Here is a 22,104-nt window from a genome sequence, read left to right as displayed (position 1 = left end):
TCAGCGCAACGAAGAAAACAGCTCGGGCAGGAGTTCCCGGGCGTCCTGACGAGCGCAGACGAGCGCGCCGGCCGGCGCGCTCGCGTAGGGCCAGCGCACGCGTAGGCCGACGTCAGCCCAGTCTCCGATAGCGGCGAGAAACTTGTCCAGGGCCGGGTTGGACAGCCCGCGTGCTTGCTGCGGTGCGATGTGGCGTTCGAAGAGCACGCCGATCCGCCGTTCGACGCCCAAGAGTTCCGGTGACACCTGGGTCTTGGCATGCGGCGGGTTGTAGAGCACCACCGGAACTGGCGCCGCGACCGAGGCCACGCGGTCGAGGAAGGCGAGACACTCGTCGGCGGTGAGTGGCAGCCAGTCGGGCAGCACCACCTGGATCGCACCGGGCGCATGCTCAGCGGCCCGCCGGATGCGATCCAGGCCGGTGGTCGTTCCGGTGGTGGCGGCGCCGAAGGGAGATCCGCGGCGGCACAGGCGTGCGCCAGCAGCTCGTTGATGTGGTCGAACTCGTCGTCGCTGAGCGTGAAGAACTCACCGGCCGTCCCGTGTGCGTACACGCCATGCACGCCGCTGGTGACCACGGTGTGGAGCTGCTCGCTGAGGCGCTCCCAGTCGATCGTGTCGTCCTCGGTCAGCGGCAGCACGAGTGTGGCCCACGTGCCGTGGATCTCGGCCGGTTTCATCGGCGTCATCTCATATTCACATCCGCGAAACTCTTGACACCGCCATCTATCAGATATCTGATAGCTCCACGCACCGCCGACTGACGACACCCCCGCGACGGGAGGCGACCGTACGAATGATGATCCGCTGGATTGCGAGTTTGGCTGGTCTCGCGTTGATGACGAGCCTCGGCCATGCGGAGCTGGCGGCCAGCTCCGACGCGTCATCCCCACCACTGCCGCAGCACCCGAAAGCAACCGGTGACCTCGACGAACCGTTCTTCGACGAGGACGTCATCTTCGAAGCCGGTACCCATGGCTACACGTGTTTCCGGATCCCGGCCGTCGTCGAAGCCGCCGACGGCACCATCCTGGCCTTCGCCGAGGGCCGGGTGGCCGATTGCGGTGATCACGGAGACATCGACCTCGTCCTGCGCCGTTCGCTCGACGGTGGCCGTACCTGGGGTCCACTGGAGGTCGTCATCGACGGGGCCGGCGACACTCGCGGTAACCCGGCGCCGGTGGTCGACCGCGAGACCGGTCGCGTCGTGCTTCTGAGCACCTGGAACGCCAACGGCGACACCAAGGACCGCCGTCCCTTCGTGTCCTACAGCGACGACCACGGGGTCACCTGGTCCGAGCCCGTGGACATCACCGACGACGTGAAGTTGCCCGAATGGGAGTTCTACGCCACCGGGCCGGTCCACGCCATCCAATTGCAGCGCGGGCCGCACGCCGGACGATTGGTGGCTGGCGCCAACCACACCTGGGGTTCGGACCGGCCGGAGGGACTTGCCCGCGGTGCGCACTTGCTGTACAGCGACGACGGTGGCCAGACGTGGAACATCGGGGCCGTGGACAGCGTCGGCGACAACGTCGTCAACCCGCAGGAGGTCAGCGTCGTCGAGTTGACCGACGGCCGGGTCTACGCGGCCGCGCGGGATCAACACGGCACCGCGGAGGGCACCCGTGCCTTCGCCGTCAGCAGCGACGGCGGCGAGAGTTTCGACGCGCGGTTCGCTCCGATCCCGGACCTCTCCGCGCCCATCATCCAGGGCGCCACGCTGCGGCAACGTGCCAGCGACGCCGGCGACGACCACGACCGGATCCTGTTCTCCGCCCCGGCCCACCCGGCGTCTCGGGAGGCCATGGCCATTCGGTCGTCCTACGACGAGGGCCAGACGTGGGAGCACTGGGACGAGGGCAAGATCATCCATTGGGGCCCGGCTGCGTACTCGGACATGGTGTCGCTGCCCGATCATGAAATCGGCCTGATGTACGAGGCGGGGGAGGGCACCAGTCCGTACGACGAGATCCGTTTCGCGCGGTTCAACGAGGCGTATCTCGCCACCCCCAACGGCGACCCGCCGAACTTCCCGGACCCGCCCGAGCCCGGGCCGACCACACCGGACCACTCACGGACGGCGGAACCCGTGACGGCCTATGTTCGCGGTGAGTGCGACCAGACGGACGGGCCCAGCCGCCGGCACGGCAGCGCCCTCTCGCTCGATGGTGAGAGCGCGCACCTGCAGATCCCCTTCACCGACGCACTCGACCTGGGTTCCGACGACTTCACCGTGTCCGCCTGGTTCCGGTACGACGGCAGCGAGACCGAGCAGGTGCTGGTCTGGGCCTACGGCATCGGAAGTTCCAAGCCGTCGTTCTGGTTGCGCGCCGAACCGGGCGCCGATCGGCTCCGCGCGCTGATCACGACGGAGAACGGGACGTCGTCGGTGGCCACCGATCAGGCGTATGACGACGGTGCATGGCACCAGGTCGCCCTGCGCCGAGCTGACGGAGAGCTCTCGTTGTGGGTCGACGGCGACGAGGTCGCCTCGACCTCCGCCCCCGAGGGGTCGGTCACCATCGGCCGCGAGTTCGGCATCGACGGCCTGTATGTCGGGCAGCGCATGGATGGAATCCAGCAGTTCGACGGAGACATCGACGAGGTCCGGGTCTATCGCCGAGGGCTCACCGACCACGAGTTGAACATCATGCACAGCACGAACGCACCACTGGCCAGGGACTTGGTCCTGCGGCTGCCACTCGACGAGATCGAGTTCGAGTAACAGCGATCCTTCACCGACCACGGCGCCCGGTTGCGCTCGAGTATGGCGCAGCCGGGGGCACGGACAAGGAGGTCCCGAATGACCGCGAGCAGTGTAGATCCGTTGTCACCCCAGACATCCACCGGACCGGCGCGGCGAACGCGGAGGCGTAGTCCCCGCCGTAGGGCGCTGACGGCCGCCGCCGTGTCGATGGTGGTCCTCAGCGGCTGCAGCTTCTTCAGCACCGACGCCGATACGGGCAGCGACGGTGGTGGGGACGCCGCCGACGCTGACGCGCTCGAAGCGCCGAGCCTGGCCCAGCGAGTCGCCGATGGCACGTTGCCCGAACTCGACGAGCGGCTGCCCGAAGAGGCGCTGGTCGTCGAGCCGGTGGACGAGATCGGCCGGTACGGCGGCACCTGGAACACCTATTACCTGGGACCCGACGACAACAACGCGTTCAATCCGATCGGGTACGAGGGCCTGGTGCGCTGGGCGCGCGAATACACCGGAGCGACCGGTATCGAGGAGATCATCCCCAACCTCGCGGAGTTCGAGATCAGTGAGGATGGCGACAGCTACACCTTCCACCTCAGAGAAGGCATCAAGTGGTCCGACGGTGAGCCGTTCGACGCCGACGACATCATGTTCTGGTACGAGTCGGTGTTCTCCAATCCGACGCTGACGCCCAGCACGCCGGACTGGCTGGCCAGCCAAGGCGAACCGGTGACGGTGGAGCGCGTCGACGACTACACGGTGCGGTTCGATTTCGCCGGGCCCAAGGCGTTCTTCCTGCACGACATGGCGCAACTGGACCGGGGCGTGTCGATACTCAACTACCCCGAGCACTACATGTCGCAGTTCCACCCCGACCACAACCCCGATCTCGATGAGCTGGTCGCCGAGAGCGGTTTCGGCGACTGGCAGGCGCTGTTCGAGAGCGAAGCGCAGTGGCGGTACAACCCGGACTTGCCGCGTCTGACCCCCTGGGTCATCACTGAGCCGGGCAACACGGGCAACCGTGCTGTGGCCGAACGCAACCCGTACTACTGGAAGGTCGACCCGGACGGCCGTCAGCTGCCGTATCTCGACGAGGTCGTCTACCGGCTGGCCGAAGATCCCGAGGTCGCGCTCCTGCGTGCCGTCGACGGCGAAGTGGACCTCGAGCACCGGGGGCTGAACTCCGGCAGCGAGTACCCCGTCCTGGTCGAAGGCCAGGAGGACGGCGACTACTGGCTGTTGACCTACCACTACGACAGCATGAACATCGCCGAGCTCCAGCTGAACCTGACCCATCAGGACGAGACGAAACGCGAGATCTTCAACAACAAGTTGTTCCGGATGGGTCTTTCACACGCCATCAATCGGCAGGAGATCATCGACCTCGTCTACAGCGGCCAAGGTGAGCCGTGGCAGACCAGCCCGCTGCGGGATACGCCGTTCTATCACGAGCAACTGGCCAGCCAGTTCGTCGAGTACGACGTGGATCTGGCGAATCAGTATCTCGACGAGGCGGGTTACGACCAGCGCAACGAGGACGGCATCCGGCTCGGGCCGGACGGCGAGCCGATCTCGTTCACGGTGTCCGTACGGGCCGATGCCTTCGGGTGGGACGACGTCAGCGAGTTGCTGGTGGACTACGCGCGTGAAGTCGGTATCGACATGAAGCGAGACGTCATCTCGAACGAGTTGCTTCTCGAGACCCGCAACAGCAATCAGCACGATGCCGTCTTCGGGTCGGGGCTGGGTGGCCGCGCGACGATGCTCGTGCCGTGGAACTACGTCCCCGTCGTGGAGTCGGCCGGATACGGCGTCGAGTGGGCTCGCTGGTACCAAGGTTTTCCGGACGCCGAGCAGCCGCCGGAATACGTCATGGAGCAACTCCGGCTCTGGGACGAACTGCAGGCGACGTTCGATCCTGCGCAGCAGGAGGACCTGTTCCGTCAGATCCTGGACATCGCGGCCGAGCAGTTCTATCAGATCGGTATCGCCACGCCGCGACCTGAATACGCGGTGGTGAAGAACTCCATGCGCAACGTGCCCGAGGAGATGCCGTCCGGGTCGCCGTATCCCAACCCCGCGCCGTACAACCCCGAGCAGTTCTTCAAGGCCGAATAGTCAGCTGAATCGAGTGCATCGGTCGTGACGGTTGAAGAGCGAGGAGATCCCCCATGATGACGCAGTTCATCGTCCGCAGGGTTCTCTACATGGTGCCCACGCTGATAGCGATCTCCATCGTGACGTTCCTGATCATTCAGGCTCCACCGGGCGACTACCTCACCACGGTGGTCGCCCGGCTGGAAGCCGAAGGACAGTACGTCGATCGGGCGCAGCTCGATGCGTTACGGAGCCGATACGGGCTCGACGAGCCGATCTGGGTCCAGTACTGGAAATGGATCAGCGGCATCGTGCTGGAGGGAGACTTCGGCCAATCACTGGTCTACAACGAGCCGGTCGCCGACGTCATCCAGGGGCGGCTGGGCTTCACGGTCCTGCTGTCACTGTGCACGTTGGCCTTCGTGTGGGCCGTGGCGATCCCGATCGGGATGTACTCCGCGGTCAAGCGGTACTCGATCGGCGACTACACGGCGACCTTCGTCGGGTTCATCGGCCTGGCCGTGCCGAACTTCCTGCTGGCGTTGATCTTGCTCTATGTATCGCACCGATATTTCGGGCAGAGCGTCGGCGGGCTGTTCTCGCCGGAGTTCGAGGAAGCGAACTGGAATCTGGGCAAGGTGCTGGATCTGCTGGCGCACCTGTGGATTCCGGTGGTGATCATCGGAACCGCCGGCACCGCCGGAATGATCCGTATCGTGCGGGCGAACCTCCTCGACGAGCTCAACCGGCCGTACGTGACAACCGGGCGGGCGAAAGGCCTGCCCGAGGGGCGCCTTCTGGTGAGGTACCCCAGTCGGATCGCGGCGAGCCCGATCGTGTCCACGGTCGGGTGGCTGCTGCCGTCGTTGATCTCCGCGGAGATCATCGTGTCGGTCGTGCTCAGCCTGCCGACGACCGGCCCGGTACTGCTGCGCGCACTGGAGAGCCAGGACATGTATCTGGCCGGGAGCTTTCTGTTGATCCTGAGCGTCCTGACGGTCATCGGCACCCTGATCTCCGACATCTTGCTGGCCCGTCTCGACCCGCGCATCCGGTACGGGAAGCGGTGATGCCGACGTGAGCACCGAGACGATCGAGAACACGAGCACCGAAACCGGCGCCGACATCGGGTCGACCGGCCATTGGAAACTGGTGTGGCGGCGGTTCAGCCGGCACAGGTTGGCCATGGTGTCTGGTGGAATCCTCTTGTTCATCTACCTGGTGGCCGTGTTCGCCGAGTTCATCGCGCCCTACAGTGCGACGACCAGGTTCGCCGATCACCAGTACACACCGCCGCAGGTCATTCGTCCGGTGGACACCAGCGACGGTTTCCAGCTCGGCTTGTTCGCCGACGGGTACACCGTCGAGATCGATGAGACGACCCAGCAGCGCCGGGTCAGCACGGACCCGTCGCAAACGCGTGAGCTGGGGCTGTTCGTCAAGGGCGAGGAGTACGAGCTTTTCGGACTGATCACCTGGGATCGGCATCTGATCGGGCCCAAGAACGCCGACGAGCCGGTCTTCATTCTCGGTACCGACCGGCTGGGCCGAGACATGTTCAGCCGAATCGTCCACGGTACGCGGGTCTCGATGTCGATCGGGCTGGTCGGTGTCGCGGTGAGCATGGTGCTGGGCATCATCATCGGCGGCATTTCCGGCTACTTCGGCGGTGCCATCGACACTGCGGCGCAGCGGCTCATCGAATTCATCATGAGCATTCCGACCTTGCCGTTGTGGATGGCGCTCGCCGCGGCAGTCCCGGACGGGTGGGGCCCGCTCATGACGTATTTCGCGATCACCGTGATCTTGTCGATGATCGGCTGGACGGAACTGGCCCGAGTGGTCAGGGGTCGCTTCCTTGCGCTGCGTGAGGAGGAATTCGTGGAAGCGGCCCGGCTCGACAACTGCGGCACGTTCCGGATCATGCGCAAATACATGCTGCCGACGTTCAGCAGTCACATCATCGCGGCGCTGACGCTGGCCATTCCGGCGATGATCCTGGCCGAAACCGCACTGAGCTTCCTCGGTTTGGGCCTGCAGGCGCCCGCGGTGAGTTGGGGGGTGCTGCTGCAGGAAGCGCAGAACGTGCGCAGCCTCATGCACGCGCCGTGGCTGCTGATCCCCGGGATCGCCGTGGTCGTCGCGGTGCTCACCTTGAACTTCGTCGGCGACGGCCTCCGGGACGCTGCCGACCCGTACACCTGACACGTGATGGGAGATCGATCATCGATGCTGGCCACGCACCATACGACGAGCCACGACCTGTGGACGTCCGGCGACGGCGGCTACCACACGTACCGGATTCCCGCGTTGGTGGTGACCGATTCGGGCACGGTGTTGGCCTTCTGCGAAGGCCGCCGGGACGGCCGAGGCGACGCGGGGGAGATTCACCTGCTGCTGCGCCGGAGCCACGATCATGGCCTGACCTGGGACGAGCCACGTGTGGTGACCGCTGCGCCCGGCTTCACCCGGGGCAATCCGGCTCCGGTGGTCGACCGGCGGACGGGCGAGGTGATCCTGCTGTTCACCCAGAATCCGGCCGAGCACAACGAGACCGACGTGTGCGCAGGCCTGGCTGACCGCACCGTCTGGATCACCCGCAGCGCCGACGACGGCGTGAGCTGGTCCTCGCCGCAGGAGATCACCGCTCAGGTGAAGGACCCGTCGTGGACCTGGTACGCGACCGGGCCGTGCCACGGTACCCAGCTGGCCAGTGGCCGGCTGATCATCCCGTGCGACCACGCTGTCGGGATCGCCCATGATCGCTGGAACGACCCGTTCCGGTCGCACGTCATCTACAGCGACGACGGCGGGGCGAGCTGGCACGTCGGCGGCGTCCTCCCCGAGGGCACGAACGAATCCACCGTCGCCGAACTTCGCGGCGGGCCGGCGGACCGGGTCTACTTCAACGCCCGCAATCACAACGACAGCGGCCTTCGTGGCTACGCCTACAGCGACGACGGCGGCGAGACGTTCGGCCCGCTGCAGTGGCACGAGACCCTGGTCGAGCCCACGTGCCAGGGCAGCGTCCTGGAAGGTCCCGACGGCGTGTTGTTCTTCGCCAACCCGGCCAGTACCGGACGGGAACGGCTGACCGTCCGGGCCAGCGGCGACGATGGACGCACCTGGTCGCGGGGAAGGGTCATCAACGAGTTCCCGTCGGCCTACAGCGACCTCGCCGTCACCGCCGACGGGCACCTGCTGTGCCTGTACGAGCGTGGCGACGCCCAGCCGCCCTACGACAGTCTTCGACTGGCGCGGCTGCCGATGGACGAGGTTCTCGCCGAGCTCGGTCCCGCGGACCAGTCGCAGCTCCCGGCCGACGCGGCCGGCGGCACAGGGGGTGCAGCACCGTCATGATGTCCTCGGAAGCCTCGCACGCAGACCAGCAGCCGATCCTGCAGATCGAGAACCTTCAGACGCATTTCCGGACCGATACCGGCCTGGTGAAGGCGGTCGACGGCGCGTCGTTCTCGGTGCCCCGCGGCAAGACGGTGTGTGTGGTCGGCGAGAGCGGCTGCGGCAAGAGCGTGACCGGCCGATCGATCTTGCAGGTCGTCGACAGGCCCGGCGAAGTCGTGGGCGGTCGGATCTGGTGGCGCCCGGACGCCGCGGCAGCGGCGACCGACCTGGCGGCGCTGGATCCCCGCGGCGACGAGATCCGAAGGATCAGAGGCAACGAGATCGCGATGATCTTCCAGGAACCGATGACCGCACTGTCTCCCGTGCACACCGTGGGCAGCCAGATCGCCGAAGCCATCCGGTTGCACAGCGACCTCGATGCCGACGCGGCACGAGCCAGGACGATCGAGGTCCTGGCTCAGGTCGGGTTGCCCCGTCCCGAGGACCGGTTCGACGCCTACACGTTCCAGCTGTCCGGGGGGATGCGGCAGCGGGCGATGATCGCCATGGCCTTGGCGTGTCGTCCGGACCTCCTCATCGCTGACGAGCCGACGACCGCGCTCGACGTCACGACGCAGGCGCAGATTCTCCGGCTGCTGGCTCGGCTACAGACCGAGATGAACATGTCCGTGCTGTTCGTCACGCACGACATGGGCGTCGTGGCGCAGATCGCGGACGAGGTGGTGGTGATGTACCTGGGCACTGTGGTGGAGACGGGGCCGACCGAGCAGATCTTCACCGAACCGCGGCACCCTTACACCGCCGCGTTGCTGGACGCGATTCCGCGGTTGGGGCAGCGCCGCCGGGGCGAGCGGCTGACCACGATTCGCGGCAGCGTTCCGGGCCCGCACGACAGGCCGGTGGGTTGTCCCTTCCACCCGCGGTGCGATTTCGCCCGGCCGGGCGTCTGCGACACCCGGGAACCGGAGACGGTGCAGCTGGGAGCCAGGCGCAACGTGCGCTGTGTCCTGGCTGAAGAGACGACGGTGGTCGCATGATGTCGACGGCGGAGACGTTGCTCGAGGTTCGCGACCTGAAGATGCACTTCACCGACGGCGGTGGCTGGTTCCGGAAGAACCGCCGCACGACCAAGGCCGTGGACGGGATCTCGTTCGACGTGCACGCGGGGGAGACCCTGGGGCTGGTCGGGGAAAGCGGTTGCGGCAAGACATCGACGGGCCGGTGTATCACCCGCACCTACAAGCCCACCGCCGGGCATGTCAGGTACCGGGCCGGCGACGGAACCGAGGTGGATCTCGCCGCCCTCAGGCCGTCGCAGCTGGCCGACTATCGCCGGCAGATCCGCATGATCTTCCAGGACCCGTTCTCGTCCCTCAATCCACGGATGACGGCGCGGAACATCATCGCCGAGCCGCTGCGGGTGAACAAGGTGGCCAGCGGCACGGAGCTCGAGGACCGGGTGGTCGAGCTCCTCCGGAAAGTCGGGTTGCGGCCCGAGCACCGGCATCGATTCCCGCACGCGTTCTCCGGTGGGGAACGGCAGCGGCTGGTGATCGCTCGGGCGCTGAGCCTGGATCCGCGGCTGGTGATCGCCGACGAGGCGGTGTCGGCGCTCGACGTGTCGGTGCGGGCGCAGATCCTCGAACTGCTCGTCGAGCTGCAGCACAACCAAGGCCTGACGTACATCTTCATCTCTCACGACCTGTCCGTCGTCGAATATCTGTGCGACCGGGTCGCGGTCATGTACGTCGGGCGTATCGTCGAGCTCGGCCCCACCGACGAGGTGTTCGCCAGTCCGCGCCACCCGTACACGCAGGCCCTGCTCGCGGCGGTACCGCAACCCGACCCAGCCCGGCGCAATATCCTGACGCAGCCGCCGCTGGAAGGAGAGGTCGCCGACGCCGCCAACGCGCCGTCGGGATGTCATTTCCATCCGCGGTGTCCGTTCGCCCAGGAGATCTGTCGGACCGAGTCACCGACACTTCGCACGACCAGCGACGGTCATCAGGTGGCGTGTCATTTCGCCGAACAGCTGAGGCTGGACGGACTGTCCGGCGACGACGCCGGGCGCACTGCCGATCAGGAAGTCCAGACATGAGAAAACCGCTGTACCAAGAGGCTCAGCAACGGCTGCGCGACTACATCCTCGATCACGATCTCTCCCCGGGTGCAGCCTTGCCGCCTGAGGCCGAGCTGGCCAAGGAGCTCGGTATCAGCCGGTTGTCGCTACGCGAGGCCACGAAGAGCCTCGAGACGCTCGGCGTCGTCCGGGCGGTGGCGGGACGCGGCTTGTATGTCAGCGAGTTCTCCTTCGAGGCGGTGCTGCAGCAACTGCCGTACAGCTTCGGCATCGGCGGTCATTCGCTGATGGAGTTGCTGCAGGTACGTGAAGCGATCGAACGCGGTCTGATCGTCACCGTCTCGGGCCTGATGTCCGAGGACGACCTGGCCGAGTTGGACGGCATCGTCGACGAGATGGCGGCGGCCTACCAGCGCAATGAGACGTTCGCTGAGGTGGACCGGCGGTTCCACGTACGGCTGTTCGCGCCCCTGGACAACAGCCTGGTGACCAGCCTGCTGGAACTGTTCTGGGATCTGTTCCACAAGCTCGAGAGCGAGTTGCCGTCCGGCGATCAGCACTCGGTCGAAGTGCACCGAGAGATCCTCGCCGCGATCCGCTCCGGCGACCCAGCCCAGATGACCGCATCCGTCGATGAGCATTTCGGCGGCATCCGCCGGTCGCTGGAGAGTCGAGAAATCCAGCCCCGATCCGAGGAGTGAGCAACACCGCAGCCGAGAACGAACGGCCAAGGGCCCCGGAAGCATGCTTCGAAACCGAATACGGCGGTGATCTGCCGTCAAGAAATGCGGAGGACACGTGACTACCGACCTGCAGGGAATCATCCCGGCCCTCGTGACGCCTTACGACGGCGATGACCGGATCGACGCGGGCATGACCCACAAGCTCGTCGACACCCTCATCGCCCACGGGGTGGGTGGGCTGTACCTGGGCGGATCGACGGGAGAGGGGCTGTTGCAGTCCCCCGCTGAGCGGGTGGCGTTCACGACGCTGGTGACCGAAGTGGTCGCGGGCCGGGTCCCGGTGATCGCGCACGTGGGTGCGGCCGACACAGCGTCGAGCATCGGCATGGCCCGCGAGGCCGCGGCAGCCGGTGTGACGGCGGTCTCGGCGGTGGCGCCGTTCTATTACCAGCACAAGCAAGAACAGGTGCGGCGGCACTTCCTGGACATCGCCGACGCTTCGCCGGTGCCGTTCCTGCCCTACCACTTCCCGCAGGTAGCCGGTGCTTCCAGCACCATTCAGATGCTGGTCGAACTGGCCGAGCACGACAACATCGTCGGCTTCAAGTTCACCTCGCGCGATGTCTACGAACTGCAGCAACTCAAGGCGGCGTGCGGCGACGACGTCGCGATCTTCAACGGGGCCGACGAGGTGTGTCTGCACGGCTTGCTGGCCGGTGCCGCCGGAGCCATCGGCAGTACGTACAACTTCATGGCCGGCCAGTTCGTTAAGTTGGCCGAATCGCTGGCCACCGGCGACGTCGGCCGAGCAGCTCGGCTCCAAGCGGAAGCCAATGCGGTGATCCGGTGGGGAGAGCCCTACGACAACGTCGCCTTCGCGCGTGCGGTGTTGCGTGCGCAGGGCTACGACGTAGGCCCGCCACGCAGGCCGATCGAACAGCTCACGGCCGACGATCACGCCGCGATCGAGCGCCTGGTCGGCGGCACATCGTTTCTGTGACGGCATCGGCTCCAGAAAGCGGGATGACACACGTGGCGCGGAACATCGTGGTCGTGCTCTCGGACGAACACGCGGCGAACGCGAGCGGTTGTTACGGGAACCCGAAGATCCGGACCCCGCATCTGGATCGGCTGGCCGGCCAGGGCGTGCGATACGACACGGCGTACTGCGCCAGCCCGATGTGTGTGCCGTCGCGGCTGGCCCTGTTGTCGGGGCGGTACGTGCACCAGATCGGCGCGTGGGACAACGGCGTGATACCGGGGGAGAAGCTGCGCACGTGGGGGCATCACCTCCGGGAAGCCGGCTACGAAAGCGTGCTGGCAGGTCGAACTCACTTCAACGGCCCCGATCGGCTGTTGGGCTTCGACCGTCGGCTGACTGATGACTTGGACTTCTGGATCACCCACGACGGCAATCCGCCGCCGCGGGTGCCGGAGTGGCGGCGCAGCAGCAATTCACACGTGTCCGAGGCGCACGGCGGCGACCATGTGCACACCCGCCACGACGCGACCGTGACCGACGCCGTCATCGATTTCCTCCGCGATCGGGCCGAGCAGCCGGACGCGGACCCGTTCCTGCTGTACGTCGGGTACATGCATCCGCATTTCCCGCTGGTCGCGCCGCCGGAGTACCTGGCCCGCTACGACCCGGACGACGTGGAACTGCCGGCCACCCGGCACGAGGACCCGGCATCGCAACACCCGGTGATCAGGCAGATCCGGCAAGCGTTCCGCAACGACGAGCCACTCACTGACGACGAACAGCGTCAGGCCACCGCGTGCTACTGGGCCCTGGTGAGCCACCTGGACGATCAGTTGGGCCGGCTACTCGCGGCTCTGGACGAATCGCGACTACGCGACGACACGGTCGTCATCTACACCAGCGACCACGGTGAGATGGCTGGACATCACGGCATCTGGCAGAAGCAGGTGTTCTACGAGCCTTCGGTGCAGGTCCCGCTCGTCCTCCGCGCCCCGGGCCATCTCCGGGGGACGCTGCGGACCGGATCGGTCACGCGGAACGTCAGCTTGATCGACGTGTTGCCCACGTTGCGCGAGCTGGCCGGGCTTCCTCCGGACGACACGCTGCCAGGACGCAGCCTTGCGCTGCACCCGGATGACGACGCAGCGTCGACGGACACGGACCGGCCGATCTTGTCCGAATACCACGCTCAAGGCATGATCGACGGCGGCTACATGCTGAAAGTGGGACGGTACAAGTACTGCTACTACGTCGGTCATGAGCCGCAACTGTTCGACGTGGAGTCCGACCCGGCCGAACTCACCGACCTCGCTGCCGATCCTGCCTTCGCCTCCGTGCTTGCCGGCATGGATGCCGCTCTCCGCGACATCACCGACCCGGAGGAGGTCGACCGTCGCGCCAAGACGGATCAACTGGTGCGGGCCGGCGCGGCTCGCTGAACTGCGCCGGGACCGGTCCACCGCCGAAGTGGGAGGGCCCTCGCCAGCGCGGCGCTCATCACCGGCGGCCGATGTTGCGGATCATGAGGCACTGCTGGCGCTATGGCGCCGTCAGCGGCTCATGATCCATCGGGTGACGTCGCAGCAGGCTGCGGTTCTGCGGTCAGCGCTGGACCTTGCCGGCTTTCAGGCACGAGGTGCAGACGTTGAGCCGCTTCCGGGCTCCGGCGACGACCGCCCGTACCGGCTGGATGTTGGGGTTCCAGCGACGCGGGGTCCGGCGATGCGAGTGCGAGATCGAGTTGCCGAAGCCCGGGCCCTTGCCGCAGACATCGCAGGTGGCAGCCACGGGAGACTCCTTGAGTGTGGAAGTAGCGTACGTACCGTCGAACAGGATGTGCCCGCACAGCTCTGGCGCAGACAACCGCGCCAGCATACCGGGTGGACGTCGTGCGACCCAAACCGTGTGGCGATCCGCCGACGTCGCCGCTCCGGACGTCGGTCGTGGCGGGTACTCTCCACCGATGTCCGGACCTTGCGCACGGGAGGGGGAGCGAGAGGCGGTGCAGCCGGTCCCCGACGCCGAGATCGTCCTGCGCTGGTGCCACGCCGGCCTCGACGCCCTGGCCGCGGCGCGCGAGGAGATCGACGCCCTCAACGTCTACCCCGTTCCCGACGGCGACACCGGCACCAACCTGTACCTGACCATGGAGGCGGCGGTGGCCGCGGCCACCGAGGCCGACCCGCACCTGCGCGAGGTCGTCGACGCGATGGCTCGCGGTGCCCTGCTCGGCGCTCGCGGCAACTCCGGCATCATCCTGGCGCAAATGCTGCGGGGCGTGGCTGAGGTCCTGCGCGCCCCCGGCGTCACGCTCGCCGACGGACGCGCCCTGGCCGACGGGTTGGCCCGAGCCGCCGCCGACGCCGTCGGAGCTGTCGCCGTCCCCGTCGAGGGCACGATCCTGACGGTCGCCAAGGCAGCCGCAGCCGCCGCCGTCCGCCACGCCGCCAGGCAAGACTGCGACCTGCCGGGCGTGGCACTCGCTGCGGCCAGGGCCGGACGTGCAGCGCTGGAGCGCACACCAGACCAATTGGATGTGTTGCGAGCAGCTGGCGTCGTCGACGCCGGGGGGCGGGGTCTGACCGTGCTTCTCGACGCGTTCGACACCGTCTTGACCGGTCGCCGTGCGCTGCCCGCGCCGCGGCCGTTCGGCGCGCACACGGTGCCGTCGCCGGTCAAGCCCGTCGCCGCCGTGACGCCGTCGTCCCCGGCGTACGAGGTGATGTACCTGCTCGACGCGCCCGACGACCGCATCGCCGAGTTGCGCGTGCGTCTCGGCGAGTTGGGCGACTCGCTCGTGGTCGTCGGCGGTGACGGCGAGTGGAACGTGCACGTACATGTCGACGATGCCGGGGCCGCGCTGGAGGCGGGTATCCGCGCGGGCCGGCCCCATCACATCAAGGTCACCCACCTGTTGAGTGCAGCTCCGTCCGGCGCCGACCGCGACGGCCGGGTGATCGTCGCGTTCGCCGCCGGTGACGGGCTGGCGGAGTTGTTCGCTGCCGCGGGCGGCACCGTCGTGGCGACCCGTCCGGGGCACCGGCCTTCAACCGGCGAGATGCTCGAAGCAGTCGAGCGCGGCGGTGCGGGCGACGTCGTCATCCTGCCGAACGAGCGTGACGCCGTGCCGGTGGCCCAGGCCGCTGCCGCCGAACTACGCACGACGGGCCGCCGGGCGGCGGTCATACCGAGCGTCGCCCAAGTGCAAGGGCTCGCCGCGCTGGCGGTACACGAGCCCGCCCTGCCGTTCGACACCGACGTCGTCGCCATGACCACGGCCGCCGGGCAGACTCGCCACGGTGCGGTCACCGTCGCCGCGCGCGAGGCGGTGACCATGGCCGGCGTGTGCCAGGTCGGTGACGTGCTCGGGGTCGTGGACGGCGATTTCGCGGTCATCGGGGACGACCCGCTGGCTGTGGCGACCGAGGTGGTCCGGCGCATGCTCGCCGCCGGCGGCGAGCTCGTGACGGTGGTCACCGGCGCCCATGCCGAGAACGGCCTGGCCGACGGCGTCGTCCAGGCGGTTCGCCAGACTCATCCGGAGGCCGACACCGTCGTCTATCACGGCGGTCAGCCTCGCTACCCACTACTGCTCGGAGTGGAGTGATGGTCGACTTCGATCACGACCTGCGCGCGATCGTGGGGGACAAGACCGCCAAAGCCCTGGCGAGCGCCCTGGACCTGCACACCGTAGGCGACCTGATGCGCCACTATCCGCGCCGTTACGTCCAGCGCGGCGAGCTCACCGAACTGAGCTCGCTGCGTGAGGACGAGCACGTGACCGTGGTGGCCATGGTGCGCAGCGTGTCGAAGCGGTCGATGCGCCAGCGCCGCGGCTCGATCCTCGAGGTCGTCGTGACCGACGGGACGGGTGAGCTCACGTTGACGTTCTTCAATCAGGCCTGGCGCGAGCGCGAGCTGCTGCCCGAGCGCATCGGCATGTTCGCCGGCAAGGTCGGCACCTATCGCGGCAAACGGCAGCTCGCTCACCCGGACTACGAGCTGTTCCCCGAGCACGTCACGAGTTTCCGCCAGGCCGCCGAGGAGTACGCCGACGAGATCATCCCGGTCTACCCGGCGAGTGAGAAGCTGCCGTCGTGGCGCATCGCGAAGTGCGTCGACGTCGTGCTGCAGCAGCTCGGTGACCTGCCGGACCCGGTACCCGAGCAGGTGCGCCGTAAGCACCGCCTGCCGGGGCTGGCCGAAGCGCTGCACGCCGTCCACCGGCCCCGCAGCATCGAACTGGCGCGCACGGCGCAGCGCAGACTGCGGTTCGAGGAAGCGTTCGTGCTGCAGGCCGAGCTCGCCCGCCGGCGACTCTCGACGGCGGCGCTGCCGGCCACCAGACGCGCCGCGGTGCCAGGCGGTGCACTCGAAGCGCTCGACGAACGCTTGCCCTTCGAGCTCACCGAGGGGCAGCGCCGTCTCGGCGAGGAGATCGCCGCCGAGCTCGACACGCCGCATCCCATGCACCGGCTCCTGCAGGGCGAGGTCGGCGCGGGCAAGACGGTGGTCGCCCTGCGCGCGATGCTCGCGGTGGTGGACTCCGGCGGGCAGGCGGCGCTGCTGGCCCCCACCGAAGTGCTGGCACAGCAGCACTACCGGTCGCTGACGAACCTGCTCGGTCCGCTGGCGCAGCGGGGGATGCTCGGCGGATCGGACGTCGGCACGCGGGTGGCGCTGGTCACCGGCTCGATGCCGGCCGCTGCCCGGCGCGAGGCCCTGCTCGACATCGGCGTCGGCGACGCCGGCATCGTGGTGGGCACGCATGCCCTGCTCGAAGAGCGGGTCCAGTTCTTCGATCTCGGCCTCGTCGTGGTGGACGAGCAACACCGGTTCGGCGTCGAGCAGCGTTCTGCCCTGGCGGCGAAGAGCCGCGACGGCACCCGGCCGCACGTCCTGGTCATGACGGCGACCCCGATCCCGCGCACGGTGGCCATGACGGTGTTCGGCGATCTGGAGATCTCGACGCTGGCCGACGTGCCCGGCGGGCGCGCTGAGGTGTCCACCCACGTCGTGCCCGTGGACGAGAAGCCGCACTTCCTCGATCGCGCGTGGCAGCGGGTGCGTGAGGAGGCCGAGGCGGGCCATCGGGTGTACGTCGTCTGTCCGCGCATCGGCGACGAGCAGGAAGACCCTGGTGGTGCCGACGACGATCGTCGCCGCCCGGTCGCCGTGCTCGAGCTGGCTGAGATGCTGCGGACCGGACCGCTGGCCGGGATCGAGACCGAGGTGCTGCACGGCCGGTTGTCGCCGGAGGCCAAAGACGCCGCGATGGCCCGGTTCACGCAGGGCACTGCGCCGGTGCTCGTCGCCACCACGGTGGTCGAGGTGGGTATCGACGTGCCCACGGCGTCGATGATGGTCATCATGGATGCCGACCGGTTCGGCGTGTCGCAGCTGCACCAGTTGCGCGGGCGAATCGGGCGTGGCGAGATCCCGGGGGTGTGCCTGCTGGTCACCGAGGCGCCGGCCGGATCCCCGGCGAGGCAGCGGCTCGATGCGGTGGCGGCGACCCGCAACGGGTTCGAGCTCTCGCGCGTCGACCTCGAGCAACGCCGTGAAGGTGACGTCTTGGGCGCAGCGCAGTCCGGCAAGCGCTCCAGCCTGAAGATGCTCAAGGTGATCCGTGACGAGGACGTCATCCGGCAGGCGCGCGAGGACGCCACCGCCGTCGTCGCAGGCGATCGCGACCTCGCCGAGCATCCAGCGCTGCTGCGTGCCGTCGAGGCCGTCGTCGCCGAGCAGGAGGCGGATTATCTCGACAAGGCGTAACGTTGCGCCGGTGACCCGGATCGTCGCCGGCGCCGCGCGGGGCCGGAAGCTGTCGGTGCCGCCCGGCTCCAGCACCCGTCCGACCGCTGACCGGGTTCGCGAGGCGCTGTTCTCCACGCTCGACGCTCAACTCGGCGGCTTCGACGGCGTCCGCGTCCTGGATCTCTACGCCGGCAGCGGCGCACTCGGTTTGGAGGCGCTGTCCCGAGGCGGCAGCCACGCTCTGCTGGTGGAGTCCGACGCTCGGGCCGCTCGCGTCATTCGGGCGAACGTCGCCGACCTCGGTTTCGGTGCGTCCGCGCAGGTGGTCACCGCCGCCGTGGAGCGGGTTCTGGCAACTCCGCCCGAGACGCCCTACCACCTGGTGCTGGCCGACCCGCCCTACGCGATGTCGGCAGCGGAACTCACCGGAGTACTCGAGGCGCTGACCCGAGGGTGGCTGGAGCCCGGCGCGGTGGTCGTCGTCGAACGTGACCGGCGTGGCGAGGCCGTGACTTGGCCGGCAGGCCTCGTCGGGGACCGCGAGCGCCGTTACGGCGAGACCGTGCTCTGGTACGGTCACTCGCCCGAAACGACCCTGACCCATGGTTGATCGAGCCACAGGAGTTCACGTGCGGCGTTGCATCTGCCCCGGTTCCTTCGACCCGGTGACCAACGGTCACCTCGACGTCATCGAACGTGCCTCGTCCTTGTTCGACGAGGTGGTCGTCGCTGTTCTGACGAATGTGTCGAAGCGGAGCCTTTTCGACATCGACGAGCGTATGGACATGCTCCGCATTGTCAGCGCGCACCTGGGTAACGTCCGGATCGAGAGTTTCGCGGGCCTTCTTGTCGATTTTGCTTCACGACATGGCATCACTGCAGTAGTCAAAGGCCTGCGCGCCGTGACAGATTTCGACTATGAACTACAGATGGCGCAGATGAATCACCGGTTGTCGGGGCTCGAGACCCTGTTCGTGGCGACGAACCCCGATTACTCGTTTCTGTCGTCCAGCTTGGTCAAGGAGGTGGCGTCGTATGGGGGAGACGTCACCGGACTGGTGCCGGACCCCGTCCTGCACCGGCTCCACCAACGACTCGAGCAGCGGTGATCCCGCAGGGTTCGAGAGGGGGAGGGTCCCATGGAGGTTCACGACAAGATCGCCGAGATCGTCACGATGGTCGACTCGGCGCGGACCATGCCGATGTCTTCGACGGCGCTGGTCAACAAGCACCAGTTGCTGGCATTGCTCGACGAGGTCCGAGAGAACTTGCCGGAAAACTTGCGCGCCGCGGAGGCGGTGCTCGGCCAGCGCGAAGCACTGCTGATGGAAGCTCGCGGCAACGCCGAGCGCATCGTGCACGACGCCCGCAGCGAGCACGCCCGCCTGGTCGCCGACCACACGGTCACCCAGGCCGCCCGCCACGAGGCCGAGGAGGTCCTGCAGCTGGCCCGTGAGCAGGCCGAGACGATCCGCAGCGACGCTGACGACTACGTCGATGCGAAACTGGCGCGCCTCGAAGTGGCCGCCCAGCGCATCGTCGAAACCGTGCGTGACGGCCGAGAGCAGCTGCGTCGACCCACGCCGTATGCGGAGCTGAACCACCGGAGGAACGGGTTCGAGCTCAGCGCGCCCGAGCCCGAGTCCGAGCCGGAGCCAGCGACCGTGCCCGAGACCGGCTCCGCCAACGGCACCAGCTTCCCGGCCGACATGGAGATCTCCGAGCCGGCGGCACGGCCCCGAGACGCCGCCGACTTCGAGGCCAACGGCACGGTGTACGCCGAGCCAGACGACGACTCCAGGGTCTCCGTCGGCGAAGTCGACAAGGCCAAGTACTGAGGGTGAGCACCGTGAGCAGGACCTCCCTCCGCCGTGGTTTGGGGTCGGTGCGCACGGTCTAGTACTCTTGGTCGTCGGCCTCACGTCGAGGCAAGAGATTGTCATGCCCGAACGAGTACGAGAGTTGATGACGCTGAACACGCTCGATCCGCGAGCACCGTTCGTCCTCGACACACACGAGCTTGGACGTCGGCCTGGTTCGAGTCAGCGAATGGCGCTCACGTTCCCGGCACCGGCCGATCTCGGACTCGGCGGCGTGGTCGGGGTGCCCGAAGCGGCCGACATCGAGTTGGAGTTGCGGCTCGAGTCGGTCATGGAGGGCGTGCTCGTCTCCGGACCGGTGCGTGCGCCGTACTCCGGTGAATGTGCACGGTGCCTGGATGCCGTCACCGGCGAAGTGGCCGGGGAGATCCAGGAGCTGTACGTGTATGCCGATCGTGCCGACAACCCCGACACCGAGACCGACGACCAGGAACTGCGCGTCGAGGGCGAGTTGATCGACCTCGAGCAGCCGATCCGAGACGCGGTGGTGCTTGCGCTGCCGCCCTCGCCGGTGTGCGGTCCGGACTGTCCTGGCTTGTGTTCCATCTGTGGGGCACGCCTGGCCGACGATCCGGGTCACGCGCACGACACCACCGACCCACGGTGGGCGGCCTTGGCCGGCCTGCTCACCGACGACACCCACGAGTCCGGCTCCTTGAGGGCCGGCCCGACGGAAGAGAGCTAGCCGTGGCCGTCCCGAAGCGGAAGATGTCCCGTAGCAACACCCGCCACCGCCGTTCGCAGTGGAAGGCGAAGCTTCCGCAGATCCAGAAGCGCACCCAGAACGGCCGCACCACCTGGGTCGTCGCGCACCGCGCGCACGTCGTCGAGGACTCCCAGGGCACCGCGCTGTTCCGGGAGTACAACGGTCGCCAGGTCGGCGACGCCTGAGCGGACGCGCTGCCTAGGAAAGCGTTGTGACAGCCGAGAGCCCGCCCCTGTCCGTTCTCGAGGGGCGTCTCGGCGTGCCCGTAACGCCTGAGCTACTTCAGCTCGCCCTCACCCACCGTTCCTACGCGTACGAGAACGGCGGCCTGCCCACCAACGAGCGCTTGGAGTTCTTGGGCGACGCCGTTCTCGGCCTGGTGGTCACCGAGACCCTGTACCGCCTGCACCCGGATCTGTCCGAGGGGCAGCTGGCCAAGCTGCGGGCCGCGGTGGTGAACATGCGTGCGCTGGCCTCGGTCGCACGGGAGCTCGAGCTGGGACAGTTCGTGCTGCTGGGGCGTGGGGAAGAGGCCACCGGCGGGCGAGACAAGTCGTCGATCCTGGCCGACACGGTCGAAGCGCTGATCGGAGCGGTCTACGTCGACCGCGGTTTCGAGGAGACCGCGGCATTGGTACACCGTCTCGTCGACGGCTTGATCGAGGCCTCGGCCCTGCTCGGCGCCGGCCTGGACTGGAAGACGTCGCTGCAGGAGCTCACGTCGCAACAGTCGTTGGGCGTGCCCGAGTACCGCATCAGCGAGGACGGGCCCGACCACGCCAAGGTGTTCACCGCCGAAGTCGTCGTGGGCGGTGTCGTCTACGGCTCCGGCAGCGGACGAAGCAAGAAGGAAGCCGAGGCGCACGCCGCAGAGCTGGCCTGGAAGCGCCTCAGCGTGACCGGCGACACCGGGACCTCGCAGGACTCCTGACGTCAGTAGGGTCGACACGTGCCCGAGCTGCCCGAGGTCGAAGTCGTCCGCCGTGGCCTTGAAGCCCACGTGCTCGGCCGCGAGATCGCCAAGGTCGATGTGTTGCACCCGCGGTCGGTGCGCCGGCATCCGGCTGGTGCGCGTGATTTCGCCGATCTGCTGGTGAACAGGGCCTTCGTCGCTGCGCGGCGCCGGGGCAAGTATCTGTGGCTTCCACTGGACGATGACCAGCACGCGGTGGTCGGCCACCTGGGCATGAGCGGTCAGCTCCTGGTGCAGCCCGGCGCCGCGGCCGACGAAGCCCACCTGCGGATCCGGTTCGCCTTCGCCGCCGGTGACCCCGAGCTGCGCTTCGTCGACCAGCGCACGTTCGGCGGGTTCGCCGTGGCCCCGATGGACGCCGCGGGGGTCCCGGTGCCGATCGCCCACATCGCCGCCGACCCGCTGGATGACGCCTTCGACGATGCCCGCTTCCTCGAGGCGTTGCGGCGGCGGCGGACCGGTGTGAAGCGTGCCCTGCTCGACCAGAGCCTGATCTCGGGCGTGGGCAACATCTACGCCGACGAAGCGTTGTGGCGATCTCGGCTGCATTACGCCCGCCCGACCGAGACGCTACGCCGCTCCGAGGCCGTCCGGCTGCTCAGCGCGGTGCGCGAGGTGATGGCCGCCGCGCTCGACCATGGCGGCACGTCGTTCGACCATCTGTATGTCAACGTCAACGGCGAGAGCGGATACTTCGACCGCTCACTCGACGTCTACGGCCGGGCAGGTCTGTCCTGCCGCCGGTGCGAGGCGCCGATTCGTCGTGACCCGTTCATGAATCGCTCATCGTTCACATGTCCGACGTGTCAGCCGCGACCTCGCCGTGCTCGTTGGTGACCTCGCGGAATACCCAGAAGAAGTTGACCGAAACGGGCT

The 22,104-nt window shown here is 67.7% G+C and carries 21 protein-coding genes and 1 pseudogene; 19 read left to right on the top strand and 3 right to left on the bottom strand.

Translation table 11 applies throughout. The annotated features are described in order from the left end of the window. Together M6444_RS22705 and M6444_RS23100 are read right to left on the bottom strand one after the other, a co-directional pair. Positions 1 to 369, bottom strand: coding sequence for a hypothetical protein (locus M6444_RS22705; RefSeq protein WP_298332798.1), 369 nt, complete (start codon positions 367 to 369; stop codon positions 1 to 3). Positions 370 to 545: 176 nt separating this feature from the next. After that, positions 546 to 680 (bottom strand): annotated as a pseudogene (locus tag M6444_RS23100) (dihydrodipicolinate synthase family protein); the annotation flags it as partial. A gap of 119 nt (positions 681 to 799) precedes the next feature. Here M6444_RS23100 and M6444_RS22700 point away from each other — a divergent pair. From M6444_RS22700 to M6444_RS22655, 10 genes are all read left to right on the top strand, one after another. Beyond that, entirely contained in the window at positions 800 to 2,728 is a 1,929-nt protein-coding gene (locus M6444_RS22700) for a sialidase family protein (RefSeq protein ID WP_298332796.1), read from the top strand. Positions 2,729 to 2,917: 189 nt separating this feature from the next. After that, positions 2,918 to 4,825, top strand: coding sequence for an ABC transporter substrate-binding protein (locus M6444_RS22695; protein WP_298332814.1), 1,908 nt, complete (start codon positions 2,918 to 2,920; stop codon positions 4,823 to 4,825). A 56-nt stretch (positions 4,826 to 4,881) separates the two neighbouring features. Beyond that, positions 4,882 to 5,874, top strand: coding sequence for an ABC transporter permease (locus M6444_RS22690; RefSeq protein ID WP_363326478.1), 993 nt, complete (start codon positions 4,882 to 4,884; stop codon positions 5,872 to 5,874). Between the two features lie 22 nt (positions 5,875 to 5,896). Beyond that, entirely contained in the window at positions 5,897 to 7,009 is a 1,113-nt protein-coding gene (locus M6444_RS22685) for an ABC transporter permease (RefSeq protein WP_363326477.1), read from the top strand. Positions 7,010 to 7,033: 24 nt separating this feature from the next. Continuing rightward, the gene (locus tag M6444_RS22680) at positions 7,034 to 8,164 is read left to right on the top strand and encodes a sialidase family protein (RefSeq protein ID WP_298332790.1); all 1,131 of its coding nucleotides are present in this window, start codon (positions 7,034 to 7,036) and stop codon (positions 8,162 to 8,164) included. Then, positions 8,161 to 9,204: an ABC transporter ATP-binding protein gene (locus M6444_RS22675; RefSeq protein ID WP_298332789.1), complete on the top strand. Its 1,044-nt coding sequence runs from the start codon at positions 8,161 to 8,163 to the stop codon at positions 9,202 to 9,204. The genes M6444_RS22680 and M6444_RS22675 overlap by 4 nt, the downstream gene beginning before the upstream one ends. Next, the gene (locus M6444_RS22670; RefSeq protein WP_298332788.1) at positions 9,201 to 10,265 is read left to right on the top strand and encodes an oligopeptide/dipeptide ABC transporter ATP-binding protein; all 1,065 of its coding nucleotides are present in this window, start codon (positions 9,201 to 9,203) and stop codon (positions 10,263 to 10,265) included. The genes M6444_RS22675 and M6444_RS22670 overlap by 4 nt, the downstream gene beginning before the upstream one ends. Beyond that, positions 10,262 to 10,948, top strand: coding sequence for an FCD domain-containing protein (locus M6444_RS22665; protein WP_298332786.1), 687 nt, complete (start codon positions 10,262 to 10,264; stop codon positions 10,946 to 10,948). Before M6444_RS22670 ends, M6444_RS22665 begins: the two co-directional genes overlap by 4 nt. A gap of 97 nt (positions 10,949 to 11,045) precedes the next feature. Then, positions 11,046 to 11,930, top strand: a complete 885-nt coding sequence (locus tag M6444_RS22660; protein WP_298332784.1) for a dihydrodipicolinate synthase family protein — start codon at positions 11,046 to 11,048, stop codon at positions 11,928 to 11,930. 32 nt (positions 11,931 to 11,962) lie between these two features. Further along, positions 11,963 to 13,351: a sulfatase-like hydrolase/transferase gene (locus M6444_RS22655; RefSeq protein ID WP_298332782.1), complete on the top strand. Its 1,389-nt coding sequence runs from the start codon at positions 11,963 to 11,965 to the stop codon at positions 13,349 to 13,351. Positions 13,352 to 13,514: 163 nt separating this feature from the next. Here the strand turns inward: M6444_RS22655 and rpmB are convergent, their stop codons facing one another. Then, positions 13,515 to 13,700 carry a 50S ribosomal protein L28 gene (gene rpmB, locus M6444_RS22650; RefSeq protein ID WP_298332780.1) on the bottom strand — a complete coding sequence of 62 codons (186 nt, stop codon included), beginning with the start codon at positions 13,698 to 13,700 and terminating at the stop codon, positions 13,515 to 13,517. Positions 13,701 to 13,875: 175 nt separating this feature from the next. Here rpmB and M6444_RS22645 point away from each other — a divergent pair, with 175 nt between their 5' ends. The 9 genes from M6444_RS22645 to mutM all read left to right on the top strand — a co-directional run bounded on the left by M6444_RS22645 (position 13,876) and on the right by mutM (position 22,065). Beyond that, positions 13,876 to 15,519, top strand: a complete 1,644-nt coding sequence (locus M6444_RS22645; RefSeq protein ID WP_298332778.1) for a DAK2 domain-containing protein — start codon at positions 13,876 to 13,878, stop codon at positions 15,517 to 15,519. Further along, positions 15,519 to 17,687: an ATP-dependent DNA helicase RecG gene (recG, locus tag M6444_RS22640; RefSeq protein ID WP_298332776.1), complete on the top strand. Its 2,169-nt coding sequence runs from the start codon at positions 15,519 to 15,521 to the stop codon at positions 17,685 to 17,687. Before M6444_RS22645 ends, recG begins: the two co-directional genes overlap by 1 nt. A gap of 10 nt (positions 17,688 to 17,697) precedes the next feature. Further along, the gene (gene rsmD / locus M6444_RS22635; RefSeq protein ID WP_298332774.1) at positions 17,698 to 18,279 is read left to right on the top strand and encodes a 16S rRNA (guanine(966)-N(2))-methyltransferase RsmD; all 582 of its coding nucleotides are present in this window, start codon (positions 17,698 to 17,700) and stop codon (positions 18,277 to 18,279) included. A 19-nt stretch (positions 18,280 to 18,298) separates the two neighbouring features. Then, positions 18,299 to 18,778: a pantetheine-phosphate adenylyltransferase gene (gene coaD / locus M6444_RS22630; protein ID WP_298332772.1), complete on the top strand. Its 480-nt coding sequence runs from the start codon at positions 18,299 to 18,301 to the stop codon at positions 18,776 to 18,778. Between the two features lie 30 nt (positions 18,779 to 18,808). After that, entirely contained in the window at positions 18,809 to 19,507 is a 699-nt protein-coding gene (locus M6444_RS22625) for a hypothetical protein (RefSeq protein WP_298332770.1), read from the top strand. A gap of 127 nt (positions 19,508 to 19,634) precedes the next feature. Beyond that, entirely contained in the window at positions 19,635 to 20,234 is a 600-nt protein-coding gene (locus tag M6444_RS22620; protein WP_363326476.1) for a YceD family protein, read from the top strand. Positions 20,235 to 20,236: 2 nt separating this feature from the next. Beyond that, positions 20,237 to 20,440: a 50S ribosomal protein L32 gene (rpmF, locus tag M6444_RS22615; RefSeq protein WP_298332767.1), complete on the top strand. Its 204-nt coding sequence runs from the start codon at positions 20,237 to 20,239 to the stop codon at positions 20,438 to 20,440. Between the two features lie 26 nt (positions 20,441 to 20,466). Then, the gene (gene rnc / locus M6444_RS22610) at positions 20,467 to 21,186 is read left to right on the top strand and encodes a ribonuclease III (RefSeq protein WP_298332766.1); all 720 of its coding nucleotides are present in this window, start codon (positions 20,467 to 20,469) and stop codon (positions 21,184 to 21,186) included. An 18-nt stretch (positions 21,187 to 21,204) separates the two neighbouring features. Further along, complete coding sequence (mutM, locus tag M6444_RS22605; protein ID WP_298332764.1) at positions 21,205 to 22,065, top strand: bifunctional DNA-formamidopyrimidine glycosylase/DNA-(apurinic or apyrimidinic site) lyase; 861 nt, start codon at positions 21,205 to 21,207, stop codon at positions 22,063 to 22,065. Positions 22,066 to 22,104: the final 39 nt, after the last annotated feature.

It is taken from the genome of Haloactinopolyspora sp. (genome assembly GCF_027324685.1).
GTDB lineage: Bacteria > Actinomycetota > Actinomycetes > Jiangellales > Jiangellaceae > Haloactinopolyspora.
The sequence above is the reverse complement of the archived record's forward strand: the minus strand, read 5'-3'. Positions and strand labels throughout refer to the sequence as shown.